We start from the raw sequence: 20,834 nt of genomic DNA, 5'->3' as shown, positions 1-20,834 counted from the left end.
TCGCTTCGGGTCCCACGCTCCGTGTAATACACAAGGAACTTTCCCCCTTGCTGTTCGATGTTCAAAGTTTCGTTGCGATCACTGCCGTGCATGACATACGAGTCCGGTGGGAAGCCTTCTGCTGCAAGGGTAGATTCGAGCTGCCTTCTGTCCATGCCTTGATTATGCAACCAGCACCGAAAAGCATGCTTCGATGTCGCCTTGTCGTGCGTCCGTGCCCTGCGGCGCGCCCGCTGAAGGGTGGTTGAGCGCCCCTGCAGCCACGGATTCTTCCGTCGGTGCCGTTGCTAGCCGCTGGATGCACGTTTACCCCGCACGCTGACGGTGCCCTTACCGCTCAGTCCAGATTGTCTTGAAACCCTTGGGATATGAGGCGTCTCGTTCGCCGAGTCCGGGGCCTACGACCGGGGATGGAAGTTCCGCTAGATCTCGGCCAACTTCCTGCGGCGAGCGATTCTCATAACTATGTCTCGAAACCATCTGGTTGAATCGACGTACTCAAGGTTAGTTATGAGACATACAGAGGGCAGGCGTGACGAAACTCATTGGCTATGCGCGCGTGTCCACGCGGCAACAGTCCACCGACCGGCAACAGGCCGACCTTCTGGCCGCAGGCGTGCGCCGGGATGACCTCTACATCGACCACGGGGTATCCGGGGCACGGTCATCACGACCCCAGTTCGACCGGGCCCTGGAAGCACTGGACGAGGGCGACACCCTCGTCATCACCACCTTGGACCGGCTCGGACGATCCACCCAGAACATGCTCGCCTTCGCCGACGCCCTCCGCGCCCGCGGCGCCGGCCTCAGGGTGCTCAACCTGGGCGGAGGTGACGTCGACACCTCCACTCCCATGGGGTCCATGCTGTTCACCGTCATGGCCGCACTCGCCCAGATGGAACACGAGATCAAAAGGGAACGCGTCATTGACTCCATCAGGAAACGAAGAGAAGCCGGGCTCGACCTGGGCGGCAGGCCCCGGCGGATCACCGAGAGCCAAATTCGCACAGCTCTGCGGTTGGTCGAAGACGGCGAACCTGCTGCTCAGGTTGCTCGGGATTTGGGAATGTCGAGGGCATCTTTTTATCGAAGGTCGCGGGCCATCAAGGCTCCAGAGGTAGAAAAAATCTAGCGTCGGGACCTCGACCGGTGAGGGATCCCCGTTCAATCAGGTGGATGGCCGTCGCGGTGGTTTGGAGGGCTCGGATCTGAATGTCGACTGGGTAGCTTTCATGGGGTTGCCAGCTCAGTGGTCCCACCCGCGAAGGGTATCCGGCGGCCTTCCAGATACCTTTTATCATGCGCGCCGCGGTCGTGCATTCGCTGATGGTTGCCTCCAACTCGTCGATGATCGTCCGAAGGAGACGGAACCACGTTTCGGCGTGGATCCGACGCCCCTGTAGGTCGGCGAACCCTGTGGCCATGGCTTGCCACGTCCTGGCGTCCATCTTGAGGACCGCTGGTGACGCGGGCTTCGGGACTGGTGGCTTGTGCTCCCAGTCCGCGAAGTAGGTCACCGCGGTTTCCCTCGTTTCGAGGAGGCATTCATGGAACGGGCAGCTAAGTGTTAGCGGAAGCAGCCACAACAGTTGGTAGGGATATGGCGGTTGCGCCTCGGTGATGCATTGAGGGCATGCCCGCAATGCCGGCCGGGTTGAACGCCAAGGCAGCCAGGTAGGGATCTCTCTCACCCGCCGCCTTCCTGCTCCCAGCAGCACAGAGAATTGTTGGTTATAGACCCCGTATCCATCCGGAGTTGGTCCAGTCGTGTCAATCAGGCAGGGTGACCACCCGCTTAGACTCATCTTCCGGATCCGCGCCACGTCCATTCCGGTTCGCTCCGCCAGCCCACAAGCAAACCCGTCGGGTGGGCACGTATCCATGTCACCCGCAACCTCGGGCCGGAACCCCATGTCGGACACAAGGTCGTCGATGTCAGCGCCGTAACGAGAGGCGATGCGCTGGAGCCACGAGGTCAGTGCCTCACCAGGTTCCGGCGGGGGATGGACGGGCCAGCGTCGGGCAGCGGTCACAGCAGTTGATTTTCGAAGATCCTGCGTCGTTCGGTAGGGCCCAGGTAATCGGCCAGGGTCAACGTTCGGTGATTGATCCTCTCTTCCCCCGTCTGGACAGCGGCGACAGCGGCTGCAGTCAGCAGTCGGGCGAGTTCTCCGATGGTGCCTTCGCTGCGTGCGAGCAGATACCGAGTCATGTCCTCCGTGTCGATCAGCGATGGACGGCGCAGGGGAAGCGAAGCAGCGAAACTTGCCAGCAGCGCCTGGGCCTCGTCGCCGACTTCCCAAAGCGGCAGAATGAACGGTTCGAACCTGTTCTCGAGCTGGTCGTCGGATCTGACGGCCAGATAGGCCTCGCGGGTGCCGACTCCAACCAGGGGAACGCGGAGCTCGTTGCCAAGGAACCGCAGCAGATTAAGAAATTCCTGTCGTTTCTCACCCCGGCCCGCCAGGACGTTATGGATCTCGTCGATCACCAGTATCCGGACTCCCACTTCACGCAGGAGGGAAAGTGCCAGTCGTTCAGCTTCGGGTACGCGCCGCTGTGGCCGTAATGGCGCACCAATCGCCGCGAGCAGGGCCGTATAGAACCGAAGCGCTGATGGTTCCGATGGCATCTGCATGCATAAAACGGGAATGTCCTCACCGGCGGGGCCTGTCACGCTGGGATGTGCCCGCCGGAACCGTTCGACGATCATGGACTTGCCATTGTTCGTGGGCCCGATCAGCAAGAGGTTGGGCATGCGCTGTTTTCTCGGCCAGCCAAGGAGCACCTCCAGACGCTCTACAGCGGCCACGGCCTTCGGATAGCCGATCCACCGGTCCGCGCGAATGCGCTGCAGCCGCTCTTCGGCCGGAAGCTTTGAAAGTTCCCGCGCGGCGGGATGAAGGTGCGACGGAGCCTGCGGCTGACTGTTATCCACGATTACCATTCCTCAATTTGCTCAAACGGTTGAACGGAGGCCTCTCCCGGCTCGACGTCTGCCGGCACATCCAGTGCAGGCGGGCTTTGTGAGAATTGGGTGCCCGGGCGCTGCGGGTCTTTTGCCCGCTTGCGCCGTTCTGTTTCCCGCCGGAGACGTTTGGTCGTTTTCACGGCAGTGTCGCTGACCTGCCGCATTTGGTCGATCATCCGGAACAAGGTTGCTTCGTCCACTTGGGCTGCGCCGCGTTCGTGTAATCGAGCGAGAGCTTGCCTGTGTTCCCAGAGGCTGATGGAAGGGTTGGAGATCGACCGGTACGGGACCTCCACATAGTTATGCCCGTCCGGTTCCAGGACCCATATTCTGCTGATGTCCCGGGGATCGCGTCGGATGATGAACTTGCCGAGTCTTTCACGTCGGCTGATCCAAGGTTTCAAGGCATTGGCGAAGTAGTGGACATGGTCGATGAGGAAACCGGTGCGCGTCAGCGTGCGGCGGATGACCGGAAGGAAGTCCACGAGGAATGCGGTCTGACTTGCCGTAACGGCAGGTGTGCCGGTGACAGCGATCGCGGCAGTCCATGCCGCTGCCGGCGTTTGGCCTAGGGTGCTGTGCCTGCTGCCGTGATACCTGGCGACGGCCAGAACCAGCCACTTTTCCAATTCGGGCAAGGTCAGTGCGGCCATCTTTTCTGAGTCGTACCGCCCTCGCTCTCCCGGACTCGAGAAGGTCGTCCCGGGGAGCTGATGGATTTCACGCATGACCGTGCCGATGACACGCTCAACAATTCCTCCGTAGTGGGGCTGTCCAGGGGGACGGTAGGACAAACGGATGCCGTGCTGCTCGCAGCCGCGCCGCAACGCCTCGCTCTTAAACTCTGCCGCGTTATCGAGGAACAGCGACCTGGGCTTACCGCTCATTGGCCACTCAGCATGGACGCCCAACTGCTCCAGCCAGGGACGTTTGTCTGCAACCGCATGAGCCAGGCACAGCCCGACCGACACGGCCGAGGGCGGTTCCAGTGTAAGGACCAGCCCAACGAGAGTCCGGCTAAAGACATCAATGGCAACCGTCAAATATGGTCGGCCAATCGGTCGACGCTCGCGTTCGTCCACCACGACGACGTCGATAACCGTGTGATCGATCTGAACCTGTTCCAGGATTGAGCCGATCACGGGCACCTCACCACCAGCTGATTGGAGCGGTCTCACAGCATCCGGGCCATCCCTGCGGCGGCCGACCTCAACTGGGTTCAGCATCGAGATGCGACGGCTCACCGTGTTTCTCGTCGGAGGCTTTAATCCCTGCAACACACAGGCCCGGACGATCTCCCGATGCAATGCCGCCACACTCAGCTTCTGGCGCGTCAAAAACCGCCGACGAATCAGGCCAGCCACAATGTCCTCGACCTGTTCAGGCAGACGGTTTCCGCCCTTGCCGCCGGTCGAACGATGGATTGCGAGATCAGTCACAAGACCTGACCCCTGGCGGTAGTGCCCAAGCAACGTATAAACCTGGCGCCGGGAAACACCCAGCTGCATCGCTGCTTCGTCAGCGGCAGCAATCCCCGTTACGCGACGCGTTGCCAGTGCACCGATCACAGCGGCGCGACTCTTGGCCTGCTCCCATGCAGCGTCCGGCATAGTCAGCTGCCCATCCGCAAGAATCGGGTCCGGATCAGCCTCCATTACTGCCTCCTTTTGGGAACAGGAGTAGCGAACAGAAGCAATTTAGTGCAGTGATATGCCGGCCAGCCATAGGTCAGGAGTCATATGCGCAGATCCGCAACCGTGGGGCTAACTGTGCAGTCGGCTTCTGAAATCGGCAGCGTTGGGCCCGGTAACAGGGGCATGTGAAGAGGACTTCTGACATCTGTGCAGTTAGCTTCTGAAATCGACAAAGCCTGCGGGAATGACCACGGTTGCCGGCGGCGTCAATAACCACAGAGGGGCCGAGCAAAACCCCTAAAATACGCGGTAAAACCTCTATCCATTCAGTTGAATGACTGCTAGAATTGAGGTAGCAAGTCAGCCAGACGAACGAAACTTATTTGATACGAAACCAGGTGCTGAAAATGACTGCAACACCGGCCGCTTACACGGTCTATACCAAGCCCGATTGCCCGAACTGTGAGAAGACGAAGGGCTACTTCGACTCCAAGGGCATCACCTACACGGCCGTTGACATCACCGAAGTGCCGGCAGCGCTGGAGTACATCACCGCCGAACTTGGCTACTCGCAGGCGCCCGTCGTGGTGAATAACACTGATGACGAGGACCACTGGTCCGGCCTGCGCCGCGACAAGCTCGTCCAGGCGGCCATGAGTCACAAGGCAGCGTGAGGACCGTGACCGCCCTGCCTCGGGTCGTCGGGTACAAGCTGAGCCCACGGATCCCGTTGGAGGTGGACCTGTTCCGGCAGGTCAACCCGAGCGGCAGGATTCCCGCCGACGTTGTGGACCCTTACGTTGTGGAGCCCGCCATTGTGGAACCCCTCGATGTGGACCTGTACGACGACTACGCCAACCCAGGTAACGGTGGGGATGACCGGTACTTTGAGGCGATCAGCAGCCGCCCGCTCGGGGAGGGTGGGCTCTGGGATGCGCACACCGCGGACCAGTATCAGCCCAACGACCTCACCCACGACGAACCGGGTGGGACCGAACCTCAGAACGAACCGACAACATCCAGCGAGAACATCACCAGCGCGCGAGGAAAAGGAATCATCATGGCCGGCGAAACAACCATTACTGTCATTGGAAACCTGACATCGGACCCGGAGCTGCGCTTCACTCCGAGTGGGTCTGCGGTGGCGAACTTCACCATCGCTTCAACGCCCAGGACTTTCGATCGTCAGTCCAACGAGTGGAAGGACGGGGAGACGCTTTTCCTGCGGGCCGGTGTGTGGCGGGAAGCGGCGGAGAACGTGGCTGAGTCCCTGACTAAGGGGATGCGTGTCATCGTGACCGGTCGGCTGAAGTCCCGGTCCTACGAGACCAAGGAAGGTGAGAAGCGCACGGTCATCGAGCTCGAAGTAGACGAGGTGGGCCCCTCACTTCGGTATGCGAATGCGAAGGTAAACCGCACCCAGCGAAGTACCCAGGGCGGCCAGGGGAACGGCTACCAGGGCAATGGTAACTCCCAGCTCCAGTCCGGGCCCCAGGACGATCCTTGGGCCGTGCCGGCCAACAGCAACGGCGCCGGTGGATGGGGCAACGGGCGGGACTCCGAACCCCCGTTCTAAGCAGTACAACTGTCGGGGTCAGCAGATACGCTGGCCCGACAGGCAGCGCCCTCTCATCCAGACCACGAGTAAAAAGGAACACCCAATGTCGCATGCAGATGACCTCCGCGCTTGGGCGCGAGGCATGTACACCACCGAGGCAGCAACGGAGCTGCTGCTAAAGGCCTTTGGGGGGAAGTTCGCTGCACCCGGTAATCCGTGGGTGCATACGAGCACCGAACCGGAGGGGCCCAATCAGGTGAGGGCATGGATCGATTTCGCCGCCGTCCCCGAAGAGGTCGGGCCGCTCTCCGGCGGGGAACGTCGTTTCCTCATGCTCGCTGCCTCCCTCGCGGAGGATGTTCCGGTGGTTTTGGGTGACCTCGTGTCGGGATTGGACCGTGAGAACCTGGATCTGGTGCTGGCCGCTATCGCACATGCCGGCGGTAGCCACCAGCACTCGGATGTCCGCTTCAACGAGGACGGCTCCATGTCCCTGGGGAAGGGTTACCTGGACAGCTTGCACCCGTGGCCGCGGACGCTGCGCTCCGTCTAGGCAGGGACTCTTTGATGGCGAAGCCGAAGCGGATTCCGGCGTTCACGCCGTACTACACGGAGGACCAGGCGGGGCAGGTGCGGGCTGCGTTCAAGGCCGCCGGCCTGCAGGAAGGTGACGCGAGTGTTTCGGACCTCATTGTCAGGGCGACGATGCGTGAAGTGAAGCGTCTGCAGCGCAAGTACAACGGCGGGAAGCCGTGGCCTCCGGTGCAGGCCGGCGAGCTGCGGCGGGGGCAGAGAACGATGGATGAAATGCAGCACCGAAGCGAGGAAACGTAAGCGTGGGTAAGAGGACTGAGGAAGTAAGCAGGAGTGGTGCGCCCGTGGCTAACCCGTTCCCGCGGATGTTGACACTGGACCAGGTTGAGGAGGTCCTGAACCTTGGTAAACCCTTGGTTTACGCACTGGTTCGGAGTGGTGAGTTGAGGGCAGCTCAGTTTGGCGGCCGCGGCGTTTGGCGCGTCCGGGAGGACGATCTGAGCGCGTACATTGATGCCGCGTATGAGAAGACAGCGGAGCGCATTGCGTCCGGCCAGGTTCCCGAGGGGGAGTCTCCCGCGGACGACTGACCGCAGCGGTTGAAGCGTCGAAGGCCGGCACCCACTGACGGGTGTCGGCCTTCGGTGTTTGCCGGGTCAGGGTCACCGTTTTGTGAACTCTTTTGCTGCGGCTGGTGCCATTGCTTGGATCACGCGGGCCTGCGGAAGCTGGTGGTGATTGGCGCCGCCCTGCAGCTTGTGGTTGTCACCGCCCTGTAACGGCCCGGGGAGCCCCCTGTGCCTTATAAGCCAGCCCCCGGGAGTGGTTCCGTATCGCCCCAGGCTGCGACGCTGTGTAGTCGCGTGTCGTCCCTGCTGAAGAAAACCCGAGCGCTCTTCAAGGTGCGCCGGCAGCGGAGGCATTGGACCATGGGGAAGGCTGCCGCTGGCACCCCGCGACCGTCGAGGCTGTGCACATTCGCCGGTCCCGGCGGTGACGTTCGTGCGCGCGGTGAGCTGGCGTCTGTGTGCAGCCGGTCAGGTGGGTCCCGTCGTCCACCTGTGTGCGGGAAAAGCCCGAAGGGTATAGCTTTTGCCGTGCCCAGGTGGGCGAGGGGCAGGCTTACTCAGCCCCGGTTTCCCCACCAGCGGAGGTCGGCGTGCTGTCGTCAGTGGTGCGGGTGGTGGCCGTCTTCCGTCGCCGCGCTGCGGCGCCGGATTCGAGCCCGAGCTTCTTCAGTTCCTCGGGGCTCCACCCGTCCTTGGTGGCGCGAACGTAGGCGCGTTTGTCTTCACGCTCAGCGTCGGCGAGCTGTTCGCGCAGGTCGGTGATGCGCTGCCTGGTCTTGACCAGGTTCGTGACGGACTCGATGCGCGAATCCAGCAGGGCGCGGGCCTGATTGCGGGTCTGTTCAATATCGATGGTCGGCATGCCCCCACAGTAACCACAGGGCAAGCCGATTGTGTTGGAGCGACGCGCAGCGGTGGTCCAATTCCCGACCTGGCCAGCGCGTGAGGCGCGCAAAGGGTCTGAGTCGGCTTCGGCGGAGCAAGCTATATGCCGCGGTGGCCTTTTCGGCGCGTTCGTAACCGCGGGTGGCATGCACGGTGGAGAGCTCTTCCAGCCCGTATTTAGTCTCCAGGGCGCGGCAGGTTTTTTGGGCTTTGGCGTAGTCGCCGTGGGTGGAGGCTTTGGTGCCGTCTTCGCGGACCAGGGACACGGCGATGTGGATGTGGTGGTTGCCGTTCTCACTGGTGCCGTGGTCGATCGCGACCCACCGGCACTGCGCTTTGCCGCTGGCTTCGGTGAAGCCCATCGCGTCGACGAAGTCGTTGGCGATGTCGCCCCATTGCTGATCCGTCAGGGCCCCTTCTTCGGCGCGCAGGCTCAGCGAGCAGTGCCACACGCTGGCGTCCTTGTAGCCGGCGAAAACGCGCTGCTTCTTCACCGGATCCCAGACCATGTCCTTGACCCGGACTTCGACGCCGAAGGCCTTGCGTGGCTGGTCCAGATGCTTCGCGATCGCGGCCGCGTCGTCCTTATCCAGGACAACGTCGTCGTACCAGGCCATGATCGCCGCGTCCCCCGCAACGAGGTGCGGGTCGGTGTGCGCGTTCTTCGTCTTATCCGCATCCGTCGACACCAGGTACACCATCAGGCCGGCCATGCGCGAGCCGCGGGTGATGTTCGGAATCATCCCTACATCAACCCCTCGATGGTGCGGTCGATCCGCATCGCAACCTCACGCACATACGCCAGCACAGCCTTGGCATCCTGCGGGAACTCGTCCCGACCAGCGCGAAATGCACCGGGCCTCCCTCACCCGCAAAGTGCGTGGCAGCGCTGCCGCCTCCGGCAGTGAAGCGGAGTTCGTTCGGCGCACCAGGGACACCGGCCTGCTCGTCCGGCCCAGGTACGCGAAGAACACCACCGACGTCATCGTCGGCTACTCCGTGGCCGAACGACCGAAGCCGGGCGAGCGGCCCATCTGGTTCGGCGGCGGCACCCTCGCCACCGACCTCCGCCTCGGACAACTGCGGCAGGAATGGACCGACACCCCGCAGGCAGCAACAGAGGCAGCGGCGGAATGGAACGCCGCCGCACGCAACAAACGCAAAGCCAACACGCGCGGCCCGGAAAAGGCAGCGCCGGACCCGCAGCTGTGGGTCGACTACACCCGCAACGCCACCGAGCTGGCCGACCGGCTCCGGAACATCCCGCACGACGACCACGCCACCTGGGCCAAAGCAGCAAGGGAAGTGTCGGGCGCGTTCGCCGCCTGGTCGCACAGGCTCGAACCCACACCCGGACCGCTGGCTGCCACCGCCGCGGAACTGGCCCGGACCGCACAGCTCCGCACACCCGGCGAGCACAGCAAACCTGTCCCGTTGCCGTCGACCGCCGGCGCCGCGATGTTGTTCATGGCCGCCTCCAGCAAGAACAAGACCGCAGCACAGACCGCGCTGATGGTGCAGCTGATCAATACAGCCTTCGCTGTCTACGAAATGCACCAACAGGCCGGGCGGGCACGGGAAGCGCAGCGCATCCGCGCCGTGGTCGAAAACCAGCTCGCCCCGTTCACCGCGACCATGCCCAAACCCAGACCCGTTGGAGCGGAACGGCAGCCAGCAATGGCGGCAGCTGCGCCGCCGCGGGCGGTTGATATCGCACGGCGCGGCATGGCCCCGATCCGCCCCGGTTCGGTGGTTCCCACGACACCTACACCCTTAACACCAGCAAGGACCTATCAGCCCAGCCGCGAAACTCGGCCGGGACTCGACCGATAAGAATCACACCACCAGTGCAAGGGGATTCTCAATGACAAAGTCAAGCGGCTTGAGTGACCGGTATCGTCCGGTGCTCGAAGCGTTTGCCGTCTCTGAGAAGGGCCCAGATGACGTTGATGCGGCGTCTGGCCAAGGCGAGGATAGCTTGCTTGTGGTTCTTTCCTTCAGCGCGTTTCCGGTTGTAGTAGGCCTTCGATGTTGGGCAGTGTACGGCCGCGGTTTGGGCCGAGAGATAGCAGGCCCTGAGCAGTCTTCGGTCGTAGCGTCTGGGGCGGTGATGGTTTCCGCTGACGCGGCCGGAGTCACGCGGGACAGGGGCTACCCCTGCGACGCCGGCAAGCCGGTTGGGGTTCTCGTAGTGATCCATAGTTCCACCGGTCGCTGCGAGGAATTCGGAGGCGAGCTGCACACCAAATCCAGGGACGCTCAGCAGGATCTCGGCGTATTCATGCTTACTGAACCGGGCCTCGATCTGTGCCTCGACCTCCTCGATCTCTTCGCGCAGGCGAAGGACCTGAGCCGCGATCTTTCCCACGAGCATCGCAGCTGCTGCTTGCCCGCTCACGGTGGTGTGCTGGCGGTTGGCTGTCTCCACCGCGGCCATCGCAAGAAGGTCGGACCGGTGGACTCCTTGTTTGCGCAGCCAGCTCGTGATTCTGGCCTGGCCTGCTTTACGGATCCCGTCAGGAGTTTGGTATTTCGTCAGCAGCACCAGCGCCCCTTTCCGCAGGGAGTAATCAAAGGCTGCTTCCAGTGCAGGGAAATACCCCAACAGGGTGGCGCGGAGCCGGTTGATCGCCCGGGTTCGGTCCGCGACCAGATCAGCTCGGTGAGCCGAGAAGAGCCGAAGCTCGACCGAAAGCTCATCGGCTGCCCGGACGGGGTGCAGGTCGCGTCGCATCCTGGCCTGGTCGGCAATGATGCCGGCGTCCTTGGCATCGGTCTTTCCGTCACCCCGGTATGTGCGGGAAGCATGGTGGACAGTTCTGCCAGGGATATAGAGGACCGATTGGCCGTTATCGACCAACAGGCCGATAGCCAGAGCACCCCCTCCATCGTTCAGATCTGTCGCCCAGACCACCTCACCGCCCGCCGCCAGGGAGAGTACGTCTGCGATCATGGCCAACAGCTCGGTCTCATCATTAGCCACACGGCGAGAGAAGAGCCGGCGCCCTTCTTCGTCGATCGCCACACAGTGATGGTGAGCTTTTCCAGCATCAATGCCCGCCCACAATCGCGACACGGGTACCTCCTTGGCTCGTCGGGATGTGCTTTGCCCAATCGACAACCTCGCCGTCGTGTCCTTACACAGCGATCAATGCCGCACTTCTCAATCAGAGGTCGAGTTGTCGCGGGGCACCGAGCGGCCAATCCCCTTCAGCCACAAACTGGGCGAGAAACACTAATGAGCCATACCCGGTGCCCCTGGGTGATGGCGAGCATACAAAGCCCACCAAACACACACCAAACAACGTAAGGAACACCATGAGTGAATCAGACGGCATCGACGACGTTCTCGACAACGGCCTGCGTCAATCCCTGATGATTGCCGCCCGCGTCGGGGAGACCCTGGCCCGGCGCCGGCAGGAATCCCTCCGCGAACGGGAACACCAGGACATCCAGGCCGCGCACGAAGCTCACGCCCGCTACGCCGCCGAACGCGCTCAGATGCAGGCCGCACTCGCCCCCATCCACGACGGCAAATGGTGGCAGCAGGCCCAACCCGCCGACATCACCAACGCCTACATCCTGACTGAGGCCTGGAAAGACCACGACCCCGCCGCCTTGGCCGCGGCCGACCGGATCCGGCACGAGGTGTCCACCAGGTACGGGATTGACACCCACGACGTCGGGGCAGACGCCGCCTACCTGCATTCCGGCATCGAAACGGTCGCCGCTGAACTGGCCCGCCTCAACGCCGCCCGGGAACATGAGAAAGCCATGGCGCTGATCGCTGCAGCCCAGGCCGAAGAGCTCCGGGCCCGGGCACAGAGGCTTGCGACTGTCATGGAAAAGCACCAGATCCCCGTCGAGTACTTGAGCAACGAGGCCCTGGCGGCGGCGCTCCAGCAGTCCCAGGACGCCAAAACACCGGAGGCCATCGAAGCTGCCGACGTCACGGTGAAAGAGCGCCTCTACCTTATCGGCAAAGACGGCATCAACGGTCCCACCATCGACCAGCTCCGCGACGAAACCACCGCCATCGTCAACGGAGCCGGCGACGACCACTTCAAAGACCCCGCGTTCGTGGAAGCCGCCCAGGAACTTCACGAAGCCAAACTTCTCGCCGAAGGCGGGTTCACCGGCACCGGTCAGGAGTCCCTTGAGCAGCGGTACGAGCGGGCTGAAAAGGAACTCTTCGCCCGCATCGAAGGCCTCGGCCGCGAGATCGAAGACCGAGTAATCGGCAATGACAGCGACCGCCTCAAAGGCCAGGGACTTAAGGCAGAAGCAGCGTCGGCCACCGATTACGGCTCGGCGGAACGCCACGAAGCGTTCGCCGAATCCCTCAAAGACAGCGGCGCGACTGAAACACAGATCCGCGGCCGCCTCACCGCAGCACGCAGCGAAGGCACACACCCCAGCGCGGCACTCACCGCGGGCAAGGGAGCCGCGAAGGCACGGAAGACCCGACCAGGGAAATCAGTGGGCGCTGAACGCGGCAAGAGCGGCCTCAGCAGATAAACGAAACCAGGATACGCATGAGTGGCCGGTGTACCCGCCGCCCGGCAGCCGGCCTGGACTGACCATCAACCGAAGCGTTTCCGCGGCTGTCCCGGAACAGCACTGAGCCTGAAAGGAGGCTTACCTTGACGGAAAAACCCGAAGAAGCTGACGCTCAACAGAACGCAGACCGGGGAAGTGATGACGAGGTCATTGCAGAGGCCCTGCGGTTGCTGGCCGACTTCGACAACACGTCGCTGCCCGGATATGACCCCGCTGTTCTACCAGCACGGATACGAAGAGTTACGGATGATTACCCAGGACCTGCTCCGGATCTTGGGGCATGACACGGACGCGCAGAAGCCGCGGTAATGGCGGGCGTCGAACCAGAAAAGTCCAAAGCACTTTGGACAATTTGCAGTTGGCGCGACATTAGGGGGCACAGTTTGTGCATGGACTGTCTGCACAAGCTGCTCGCGGGAGGCTCGTGGCGGCCAAGGCCTCAGCCAGGGAGGGGCGACTGATCACCGTTACCGGCCGCACTCTTATCTGCACTCGAGCCCGTAGAGCGAGAGCACATAGTTGAGATCGGCATCGTTCCGATGGATCTCCGCTTCTGCCTGGACCTGGACCGGGTCGGGGCCGAGCCGGTCGTCCTGCCGCCGCAGCCAATAAGCCCAACAAAGTCCTCCACCGTATTTGGAGTGCGCGCGGACGCCGGCGCCGTAGTTCCCGTCATCCAGGACTTGCTCACGGAGCCATTCAGCAATGGCCGTGGTCGCCTCGCGGTTATCTCCGGCAAGCGTGCCAAGGGTGACAGTGCCAAGGTCATAGGCGTCGTCAAGCTGCTGGCCGAGGTGACGGTTCAGAGCCGCGATTGATTCGGCTGCCGTCAGATCGATCCACCTGATCGGCTCGCTGATCCGCAGCGTGTACATAAGACGCCCGTCGCGCCAGTTTGCCGGAAGCCAGCCGGGAATCATGTTCCCGTTTCTGGTCCAGTCATCCTGAATCATCTTCTGCGCGACCTTCACCGGGAGGCCGAACTGCCGGGCGGCGAAAGCCACTGCGTCGCGGAAGTCCTTCCCGACCCGGGCCATCGCCAGCGTCTCCGCATAGGCGGTGCGTCGATCCCCGGCCAGGTACACGGTTGAACCCGGAGTGTCGAAGCGCGACCAGGACGACCGATCTACCGCTCCAGCACTTCGTGGCAGTGGATTCAGGGGTCCATACGATGACTTCGCGATCCGGTATCCAGTAATCGGCCCTTCCACATAAGCCAGGCCGGTACTGGAACAGACTCCGGTCAACCGGCAAACCTATCTTCAGTCATCGCAGCTGCGGCCGCCATCACTTCCTTGGCACGCATGTCCTTGATCGCTTCGATAGGGGAGACTTCAGCGAGCCACGGGTTGGCGCCGACAAACCACAGGCGGGCCACGTGTTCGCCCTCCACGCTCGACACAGCGGTCCAAGCGCGATGGGCAAGCTGCAACCGAGCTTGGGCCTCCGGCCGGGGCTCAGGCCCATCGGTCCGCGCCCAGCGATAACTGATTTTGGGGTCCTTGCTACCCGCCAACGCCGAGACCAGCGTGGCGCCGAGGGCGCTGTTGAGCTGTCGGACGATCTCCCGGATGCCCAGACGTGCCGTCCCGCTATGAGCGGTTCCAACGTCAATCGAGATACTCATGACGGCTCACTCCTTCCCGTATCTGTCCATCCTAGTCGGAAGACTACTAAAAAGCCACTAAAAACCCACTAGATGACAGCGACGACACCTAGTCGGATCGGGCGGCGTAAGCTCCAAAGGCCCGTGACAGCCTGCTCCAGGAGGGCAAAGGAAACGTTAGCCCCCTGACGACGCCACTGACCGTTGCCACGGTTGAGGCCGCCGAAGAACTCTCCGGCCGCTCGCCCGGGCGGCCGGCTCACCACACCCATGATCGGTGTCCTGGACGAAGCAGCAATGCTGTGGGCAGCTGGAGAAGGTCATTGATAGATACGATTCCGTCGCATCCCTTGGCAGCAGGGTGTTGGGGCGTTCCACAGTATTCAGTTGGTGTGAATCTGGAACCATGGCGCTGACAAACTGGCGATGGGTGGCGCCGACCGTCATGCACTACGTTGAGGTCGGGGACAGTAGCCTAGGACAACACTCCTTGTCCGGGCAGACGGTTTCAGGGAAATGCTAGGGGCGCCCGGCGCCCGAAAAAGGGGAAGGCATTGCGGCAGCCAGACAGGGTTCAGCGTGGGGACATAGGCGAGACCGCGGTCGAGTTGTTCTTTAAGCAACTTGGATGGGGACCGCTTTCCACGAGTTCGCAGGATCTCGGCACTGACTTGCTGATCCAGCTCCGAACCGAGGAGCTCGTCGACCTCGGGCTACTGCTCGGCGCCCAAGTCAAAACCGGTTCCAGCTGGTTCGAAGAGTCCGGGACTGTCGATGGGCGGGAAGGCTGGTGGTATCGCGAAAGCAGCATGAGCCACGCCGACTATTGGTCGAACCACCATGTGCCGCACATTCTGATACTCCAGAGCGAAGACTGCACCACGATCCGGGTCTGGGCGGTGCTCGACCAGAAGACCATCAAAGCAACCGGCCAAGGCTTCAAAGTGTTCGTCCCCGCCGATCAGCGCCTTGATCGCTCATTTTTGAGGAGGTGGATTGAACTCGCCGAAAAGGCTCGGGAATCATTGGTACTTGAAGGCAGCCGATGGTCATTTTCGGTAGCGGAACTGCCGGAGACCGAATGGGCCCGGCACGCACTCATCGTGCCAAGACTCGTGGCCCCACATCCCAACAAGGGATTGTCCGCCCCGATCAACTGGGCTGAAGCCATTGCGACGTGCGCGGAGGCTCGAACCGACCGCTGGGACTACTTTGCCGCCCAATTCGAATCGGTTCCCAGCCCCACGGAGGCGGCTTCATCCGATGACCCTCACTGGCGATTTGCCGCCTCGGTTCACCAGTGGATCACCCAAGGAACCGCGGAACGACTACGCGACTTTGACGTCAAAGGTACGAGTCGGAGTCTTCGTGCCGCCCGAGCAGTGTGCCTTGCTGCGGCCGAGATCGACAACCACCGTTTCGATGCAGCATTGGAAGCCCTCGCCGCCGAAGCGGACGACGAGGACGTCTCCCTTGACCAGGCCTGGCTGAACGTTCACCACGCCAGGATATTGGCCGAAACAGGGCAACCCGAGGCCGCACTCGAGCTTCTGGACCGGACGAACCTCCTCATGGCCGGGCTGGCTAACAACGTAACGGTATCTGCCATCAGGTCAGCTGTGCTTTGGTCCATGTTCGAGTTGACTGACCGAGGGGATTCCGACTTGTCCAAAGTCGTCGCCGCCATGGACACTGCCGCTGGCTGGTGGCGAAACCAAAGCGTTGCCAGAGGACTCGAAGACGCTGCGGAACGAAACTTCGAGGCCTGGGGCCGAGACCAATCAGTCCGATTCACGGACTCGCACATCGCCCACAACGAGTTATTCTCCGCCGCCCTCACAGCCCGACTCGCTGGTGACCACAGTAGCTGGCGATCCTCTCTCGGCCTGCTTGCCATGGTCGATCTGTCCTCACAGCGCGGCAGCGGCGCCCAAATACGGGACGGCCTGGATGCGCTCCGCAACGCAGGCGGCGATAGTCAGCTCCGCCTCGCTCTCTCGAAAATACGGGGTGAGGGTCCCCTGGATGAGCTGGCAGCCTTCATGTTGACCATCCGACCCCAGACCATCACCCGGTCCACCTGGCGAGCTGATCTCGCCGCCTTGAACCTCGCAGGAAGCTACTGCTCAGCGGAGCCCGCACAGGAGCTGATCAATTTCCTACTTCTCGGGCTCGAGACTCCGAGCCTTCTGGCTGGGCGGTTCGCCGCCATCGACCCGAGCCATAAGATCGTCGACTCTCTCTGGGGCATGCGGGACCACCTTGACAACAGCCATGCTCACCGGATTATCGCTTTCGCGCTTTCCCTCGGGCCCGAATCGAACCAGCTCCTTCAATATCCCCTGTCAACGTTGCTGGACGCAGTGGACCCGCAGATCATCGCCGAAAACGAGGCCGCTTTAACCGCGAAGGCGAACGATGAGAACCTGCCTGGTTGGCTCAGGCACATTTTCGCCACCCACGCGCCAACGGCTCGGGATGTGCTTGGCCAGTCGCTGATCAAAGGCGACTTGGGGGCGCTCCAGGGTATCGGCAGGATCGAGAGGCTAACTGCTGTTGAGGCGACTGCGGTTGTTGACAAATGCAGGACAGCATTCGCTGGGTTCAAACGCTCCCACAACGGCATTGACGGTCACGTACTCGATATGTCGCGTCTGTGTGCGAGCATCGCCATCTACGGCCCCGAATCCGACGCATGGCAAGTTCTCGTTGAGTTCCTCTGCGACAGCGATGCGTACTCCGCGCCCAAACGTGCAGCCTGCAAAATTATTGCGGAGAATCCAGAACAACTCCCCGCGGAGCATCGTGAGCACCTCGAACGCGCATTGTGGACGATGATAGAGGACACGCGACCGGACCCGTCGGTGACTTTGTATCCCGAAATCGGGGGCGCCTTCCAGGAACTGCTCCTCGCGCTACTACATCCCTCACATCCCCGACGTAAAGCCCTCGAAGGAGCGCTACTAACCGGCAGCAAGAAGGCGAGAAGCGATGCGGCCGACCACTACGCAAGACTCCCGGGTTCAGAGCCGATCCTGCTCGCCCTCGCCAGAGACGCCACGTATGAGGTGGCCGAACGTGCAATGTTTGGTCTAGCAAAGTTAGTAGCCCGAAGCGATGAGGTCGACGACACGTACATCGATGCCTTGACCGCCTTCGCGAAGGCCGACGGAGAAAACGGCGCTTACCGAGTCCTCAGCGGCCTGGAAATGGGCGTCCTTCGCGAGAACTTGCTCGGTCTCGTGGCTGGCATTCAAGAACACCCAAGCGCAGGTGTCCGCCTCCGGGCGAAAGACCTTATCGAATCCTTCCGGCTCCAACATGACGAGTCACGGGCCACTACGGAAGGTCAAGGCGTCATGTCAGCGCAGTGCTGATCACTCAACTGGTCAAAGGGCCTATCAGCGTTGGCAAGCACGTGCGGCCCAAAGCGCTCCAGTGGGGGTGCCGAAATGCATGAAACGCCCGCTATGCGTTGCCCTCAACTGATCCAGCATGCGCACTCTGGGTGAGCACCGGTACTCAACATGACCAGATGCCAATCCAAACAGGCCACTTCCTACAGCTACGACGGCGACCGCAAAGAACGCACCTGGACGGTCGGACCGCCGTTCTGCTGGGAAACCGTTCCTGGATAAACGGCCCGCGAGCCGATGCGGCGCAAAGAGAACAAGGAGAACAAGTGGTCTCTTGGAACGCCGTCGACGCGGTCCCATGGAGCCGAAGTATTTGCCTTGCCTGACAATCCGCTGCAGCAGCCCGCTGCGGCTGGGAAGTGATCTCGCCAGCCCGTCCATCCTGTTCGGCCCAGTGCATCTAGCGCGGTTGGGCTATACGCCTTCGATAAGTATGTCGCACTGTTCGGATAGACTTTCGAACGCTGGGGGAGGGGAGGCCACAAGGATGCCGGAAAGTATCGCAGCAATCAAGAAGAGGGCCACAATGGCTGCGGCCCAGACGCTGAACACTTACTGGGCGGATGTGAACGGAGAGATCCCGCTGCCGGTGGACGCAACGGTCATAGCTGAAAAGCTTGGAGCTGAAGTCTACGCGGCTGACCTGTCTCGTGAGGGAGACAACCTCTCAGGATTCATCTACATACCGCCAGTAGGGCCGCCACAAATCACTATAAACTCGGCGGAGCATATCCACCGTCGGCGCTTCACGTGCGCACATGAAGTTGGCCACATGTTAGACATACGGAGCCGCGAGTTGGGGGAGGGCGGGTTCGTTGACCGTCGCGACACGCTCTCCTCCGCTGGAACAGACCCTCGAGAGGTGTTCGCCAATACCTTCGCAGCTACGCTGCTCATGCCCAGCGACGAAGTGGAGTGGCTGGCTGAAGAACTTGACCTATATGGCTTGGCTAGGCGGTTCAGGGTTTCTACGGACGCAATGCAAAATCGCTTAGATACCCTGGGGCTGAGGCCTGTTGCCTGATCGTTCGAGTGCAATGCCGGCTGCCGATGTCGAAGTGGTCGCAGATTCTTCGGAAGCCGACCTTGCCAAAAGACTCAACAACCGAGTCAAGAAAACGCCAGTCGACAGTGATTCCCAGGGAGGGAACACAGATGATGATTTGCGTGATCTCAATGGGGTCGTCCCTGGAGCGTCAGCGATCAGAGGCATTCGGCATGTAACGCCATTCCTCTTCTTTCTCCAGGCTTATGCCGAAGTCCTTTATCCGGAGACCAAGAATCCCGCAAGGCGAATCATGAAGCTGAGGGAGCGGCACCGGATGACTATACGCGTATGCGGGTCCCTTGATTTCCTCCTGCAATTGGTACTCATTGCGGCGGTAATCGCTGGTCCCGCTCTAATCATTTACAACGGAGTTAAAGCCAGCTTGGGTCTCTAAACACGACGGCTGCCGGTCAGGAAGCGCTTCATCGGGTGAGCCGGGTCAAGTAGGCCACAGTCCGGGTCATTGGCGCTGCCGGACTCGATGCCCTACGGTTCACCCTGGGGTATCCGCAGCTGTGACAGGGCAGTCATTCGAGTGATTTCTTCTTCTCCCATCCTGATCCTTTCAGCCAGTCAGACTCGAAACCCGTGCTCGGGGCCTCAATCACAATTCTTGGAGTGCCGTCCGTATTGGCGACATTGTCTCCGGCCTTAGCTATCGGCCGCGCGGCTGGATTTAACTGCCGTCCTGTCCAGATGAGGTCTAGGAGCTCTCTGCCCGCTTGTCAGGAAGCCGAAAATCGGACCCAATTCTGACGCCTCTACGACCGCTTCCTGACGTCAGCTTGGGGTGTGCTTATTTCTGTACTCTCAGCAAATAGGCCGCTGCTGTAAAGATGTGGGAAGTAGTGTCACGTCCTGTCGGCCTGGGTACAAAACGAGAGGGAATTGGCTCAAGCTCCCATTTGCCCCTCGAAGCTCATTCGCTCGCCCGGTAATACCTCCACTGAATTGCTGCTTGGACGGGCTGGTGGGCCGGCAGCGAACGTAACAATCGGCAGCAATAAGCGTCAACGTGCCATCGGGACGTATTCGCTTGGTCTCGGCACAACGACGCTGGCTCTAGAAGCAAAGTCACTCAAGCTGTGACCACGGATCATTAGTGAAGGATCATGCCCCCGTCGACATAAAGAGTTTGACCAGTCACATTCCGCGACAGATCGGTGATAAAAAACAGGACGGCATTGGCAACGTCAACGTCGTTGGCAAACCGATGTAAAGACAGAGTATCTAGGATCGGCCCGCTGACGGCCTCGGTCGTTGTATCAGCGGCCTCCGCCCACGATTCGAGCGCACTCTGCAAAGCTGGACCCATCTTGTAGCCAGGCGCGACGTTGTTGACCCGGATGCCTCGGGCTCCCAGTTCTTTGGACAGGTAATGTGTCGCGGCGATGAGGGCGGCCTTAGAGATGCCGTACGCGGTTTGAGTGTAACCGGCTGTCGGCAACACTCCAGCAGTCGAACCGACGATGGCGACCGCACCGCCGCCGGATTCAGTGAGGAGATCTGTTGAGGCCTTGATGACCCTTAGATTGCCGGCCACATTGATGTCCGAGGTCAGCTTCCAGTTCTCGATTGTGCGGTCAGCGAGTAGGTCGAACGCGCCAGCGAACGCGGCGACCAGCACGACCGCGTCTAGCCGGCCGAATTGATTCCGGATGGCGTCGACGGCTGCGAGGCACGTGGATTCATCCTGCAGGTCAACACGGCACGTAAGGGTGCGTTCGCCGTTAGGGTCTAGTTCGGCATGAGTGTCCGCCATAGCCTCCTCAGAGATATCTGCTAGGGCGACGCGTCCGCCCTCATTCAGCACGATTCGGGCGACTTCTTTACCGAGTCCGGGCCCCACGCCCACGACAAGTACAACTTTGTTGTCCAGCAGTCCCATACTTCTCCTTCGAATAACTTCTGCCCGCCGAGACGATCCCGTCGGGTTGTGCTTGGATGGATCGGACCAGCGCCTTCTCGCCCTGCTTGTCTGCGGCCGGATGCAGCCTATGCATAAGCCACCGCGCCTAGCCCGTGACGATCGCATTCAAGGCCGGGCGGGAGG

19 protein-coding genes and 1 pseudogene are annotated in these 20,834 nt (G+C 61.6%); 11 read left to right on the top strand and 9 right to left on the bottom strand.

The annotated features are described in order from the left end of the window. Positions 1-532: 532 nt before the first annotated feature. The gene (locus ACFVTD_RS18655; RefSeq protein WP_387565839.1) at positions 533-1,132 is read left to right on the top strand and encodes a recombinase family protein; all 600 of its coding nucleotides are present in this window, start codon (positions 533-535) and stop codon (positions 1,130-1,132) included. On the opposite strand, the gene ACFVTD_RS18650 is transcribed toward ACFVTD_RS18655, so the two are convergent. The 3 genes from ACFVTD_RS18650 to ACFVTD_RS18640 are packed head-to-tail and all read right to left on the bottom strand — an operon-like array spanning position 1,104 to position 4,626. Further along, positions 1,104-2,033, bottom strand: coding sequence for a TniQ family protein (locus tag ACFVTD_RS18650; RefSeq protein ID WP_387565836.1), 930 nt, complete (start codon positions 2,031-2,033; stop codon positions 1,104-1,106). The genes ACFVTD_RS18655 and ACFVTD_RS18650 overlap by 29 nt on opposite strands. Then, a complete protein-coding gene (locus ACFVTD_RS18645) occupies positions 2,030-2,947 on the bottom strand; it encodes a TniB family NTP-binding protein (RefSeq protein ID WP_387565833.1) in 918 nt (305 codons plus the stop codon). The genes ACFVTD_RS18650 and ACFVTD_RS18645 overlap by 4 nt, the downstream gene beginning before the upstream one ends. After that, complete coding sequence (locus ACFVTD_RS18640) at positions 2,941-4,626, bottom strand: Mu transposase C-terminal domain-containing protein (RefSeq protein ID WP_387565830.1); 1,686 nt, start codon at positions 4,624-4,626, stop codon at positions 2,941-2,943. The genes ACFVTD_RS18645 and ACFVTD_RS18640 overlap by 7 nt, the downstream gene beginning before the upstream one ends. A gap of 386 nt (positions 4,627-5,012) precedes the next feature. Between ACFVTD_RS18640 and ACFVTD_RS18635 the strand changes: the two genes are divergently transcribed. The 5 genes from ACFVTD_RS18635 to ACFVTD_RS18615 all read left to right on the top strand — a co-directional run bounded on the left by ACFVTD_RS18635 (position 5,013) and on the right by ACFVTD_RS18615 (position 7,287). Then, a complete protein-coding gene (locus ACFVTD_RS18635) occupies positions 5,013-5,279 on the top strand; it encodes a glutaredoxin family protein (protein ID WP_387565827.1) in 267 nt (88 codons plus the stop codon). A 5-nt stretch (positions 5,280-5,284) separates the two neighbouring features. Next, positions 5,285-6,181, top strand: a complete 897-nt coding sequence (locus ACFVTD_RS18630; RefSeq protein WP_387565824.1) for a single-stranded DNA-binding protein — start codon at positions 5,285-5,287, stop codon at positions 6,179-6,181. A gap of 85 nt (positions 6,182-6,266) precedes the next feature. Beyond that, positions 6,267-6,716 (top strand): ABC transporter ATP-binding protein, encoded by a 450-nt coding sequence (locus tag ACFVTD_RS18625; protein WP_387565821.1) that lies wholly within the window; start codon positions 6,267-6,269, stop codon positions 6,714-6,716. A 14-nt stretch (positions 6,717-6,730) separates the two neighbouring features. Then, positions 6,731-6,997, top strand: a complete 267-nt coding sequence (locus ACFVTD_RS18620; protein ID WP_387565818.1) for a hypothetical protein — start codon at positions 6,731-6,733, stop codon at positions 6,995-6,997. A 2-nt stretch (positions 6,998-6,999) separates the two neighbouring features. Beyond that, positions 7,000-7,287, top strand: coding sequence for a helix-turn-helix domain-containing protein (locus tag ACFVTD_RS18615; protein WP_387565815.1), 288 nt, complete (start codon positions 7,000-7,002; stop codon positions 7,285-7,287). Between the two features lie 532 nt (positions 7,288-7,819). On the opposite strand, the gene ACFVTD_RS18610 is transcribed toward ACFVTD_RS18615, so the two are convergent. Together ACFVTD_RS18610 and ACFVTD_RS18605 are read right to left on the bottom strand one after the other, a co-directional pair. Beyond that, the gene (locus ACFVTD_RS18610; RefSeq protein WP_387565812.1) at positions 7,820-8,128 is read right to left on the bottom strand and encodes a hypothetical protein; all 309 of its coding nucleotides are present in this window, start codon (positions 8,126-8,128) and stop codon (positions 7,820-7,822) included. A 127-nt stretch (positions 8,129-8,255) separates the two neighbouring features. After that, positions 8,256-8,894 (bottom strand): annotated as a pseudogene (locus tag ACFVTD_RS18605) (relaxase/mobilization nuclease domain-containing protein); the annotation flags it as partial. A 106-nt stretch (positions 8,895-9,000) separates the two neighbouring features. Here ACFVTD_RS18605 and ACFVTD_RS18600 point away from each other — a divergent pair. Further along, positions 9,001-9,984, top strand: coding sequence for a hypothetical protein (locus ACFVTD_RS18600; RefSeq protein WP_387565809.1), 984 nt, complete (start codon positions 9,001-9,003; stop codon positions 9,982-9,984). A gap of 40 nt (positions 9,985-10,024) precedes the next feature. On the opposite strand, the gene ACFVTD_RS18595 is transcribed toward ACFVTD_RS18600, so the two are convergent. Continuing rightward, positions 10,025-11,227 (bottom strand): IS110 family transposase, encoded by a 1,203-nt coding sequence (locus ACFVTD_RS18595; protein ID WP_387565806.1) that lies wholly within the window; start codon positions 11,225-11,227, stop codon positions 10,025-10,027. Between the two features lie 242 nt (positions 11,228-11,469). Here ACFVTD_RS18595 and ACFVTD_RS18590 point away from each other — a divergent pair, with 242 nt between their 5' ends. Continuing rightward, positions 11,470-12,669 (top strand): hypothetical protein, encoded by a 1,200-nt coding sequence (locus ACFVTD_RS18590; RefSeq protein WP_387565803.1) that lies wholly within the window; start codon positions 11,470-11,472, stop codon positions 12,667-12,669. A 125-nt stretch (positions 12,670-12,794) separates the two neighbouring features. Further along, entirely contained in the window at positions 12,795-12,995 is a 201-nt protein-coding gene (locus ACFVTD_RS18585; RefSeq protein WP_387565800.1) for a hypothetical protein, read from the top strand. A gap of 198 nt (positions 12,996-13,193) precedes the next feature. Here ACFVTD_RS18585 and ACFVTD_RS18580 read toward each other — a convergent pair whose 3' ends face one another. Both ACFVTD_RS18580 and ACFVTD_RS18575 read right to left on the bottom strand, forming a co-directional pair. After that, positions 13,194-13,796 (bottom strand): hypothetical protein, encoded by a 603-nt coding sequence (locus ACFVTD_RS18580; protein ID WP_387565797.1) that lies wholly within the window; start codon positions 13,794-13,796, stop codon positions 13,194-13,196. A gap of 158 nt (positions 13,797-13,954) precedes the next feature. Next, on the bottom strand, positions 13,955-14,338 hold the full coding sequence (locus ACFVTD_RS18575; protein WP_387565796.1) for a hypothetical protein: 384 nt from the start codon (positions 14,336-14,338) through the stop codon (positions 13,955-13,957). A gap of 533 nt (positions 14,339-14,871) precedes the next feature. Between ACFVTD_RS18575 and ACFVTD_RS18570 the strand changes: the two genes are divergently transcribed. Both ACFVTD_RS18570 and ACFVTD_RS18565 read left to right on the top strand, forming a co-directional pair. Further along, on the top strand, positions 14,872-17,694 hold the full coding sequence (locus ACFVTD_RS18570; protein WP_387565793.1) for a DUF4365 domain-containing protein: 2,823 nt from the start codon (positions 14,872-14,874) through the stop codon (positions 17,692-17,694). A gap of 526 nt (positions 17,695-18,220) precedes the next feature. Next, a complete protein-coding gene (locus ACFVTD_RS18565; RefSeq protein WP_387565790.1) occupies positions 18,221-18,757 on the top strand; it encodes an ImmA/IrrE family metallo-endopeptidase in 537 nt (178 codons plus the stop codon). Positions 18,758-19,880: 1,123 nt separating this feature from the next. On the opposite strand, the gene ACFVTD_RS18560 is transcribed toward ACFVTD_RS18565, so the two are convergent. Further along, complete coding sequence (locus tag ACFVTD_RS18560) at positions 19,881-20,669, bottom strand: SDR family oxidoreductase (RefSeq protein ID WP_387565787.1); 789 nt, start codon at positions 20,667-20,669, stop codon at positions 19,881-19,883. Positions 20,670-20,834 lie beyond the last annotated feature (165 nt).

This window comes from Pseudarthrobacter sp. NPDC058119, assembly GCF_042884655.1.
In the GTDB taxonomy this organism is placed as follows: Bacteria; Actinomycetota; Actinomycetes; order Actinomycetales; family Micrococcaceae; genus Arthrobacter.
This window is presented reverse-complemented; position numbering and strand designations above follow the sequence as displayed.

Bases quoted from the DNA above. Each gene is read 5' to 3' on its own strand.
- ACFVTD_RS18645 (WP_387565833.1), bottom strand. From the start codon at position 2,947: ATGGTAATCGTGGATAACAGTCAGCCGCAGGCTCCGTCGCACCTTCAT.
- ACFVTD_RS18640 (WP_387565830.1), bottom strand. From the start codon at position 4,626: ATGGAGGCTGATCCGGACCCGATTCTTGCGGATGGGCAGCTGACTATG.
- ACFVTD_RS18635 (WP_387565827.1), top strand. From the start codon at position 5,013: ATGACTGCAACACCGGCCGCTTACACGGTCTATACCAAGCCCGATTGC.
- ACFVTD_RS18625 (WP_387565821.1), top strand. From the start codon at position 6,267: ATGTCGCATGCAGATGACCTCCGCGCTTGGGCGCGAGGCATGTACACC.
- ACFVTD_RS18620 (WP_387565818.1), top strand. From the start codon at position 6,731: ATGGCGAAGCCGAAGCGGATTCCGGCGTTCACGCCGTACTACACGGAG.
- ACFVTD_RS18610 (WP_387565812.1), bottom strand. From the start codon at position 8,128: ATGCCGACCATCGATATTGAACAGACCCGCAATCAGGCCCGCGCCCTG.
- ACFVTD_RS18600 (WP_387565809.1), top strand. From the start codon at position 9,001: ATGCACCGGGCCTCCCTCACCCGCAAAGTGCGTGGCAGCGCTGCCGCC.
- ACFVTD_RS18590 (WP_387565803.1), top strand. From the start codon at position 11,470: ATGAGTGAATCAGACGGCATCGACGACGTTCTCGACAACGGCCTGCGT.
- ACFVTD_RS18575 (WP_387565796.1), bottom strand. From the start codon at position 14,338: ATGAGTATCTCGATTGACGTTGGAACCGCTCATAGCGGGACGGCACGT.
- ACFVTD_RS18565 (WP_387565790.1), top strand. From the start codon at position 18,221: ATGCCGGAAAGTATCGCAGCAATCAAGAAGAGGGCCACAATGGCTGCG.
- ACFVTD_RS18560 (WP_387565787.1), bottom strand. From the start codon at position 20,669: ATGGGACTGCTGGACAACAAAGTTGTACTTGTCGTGGGCGTGGGGCCC.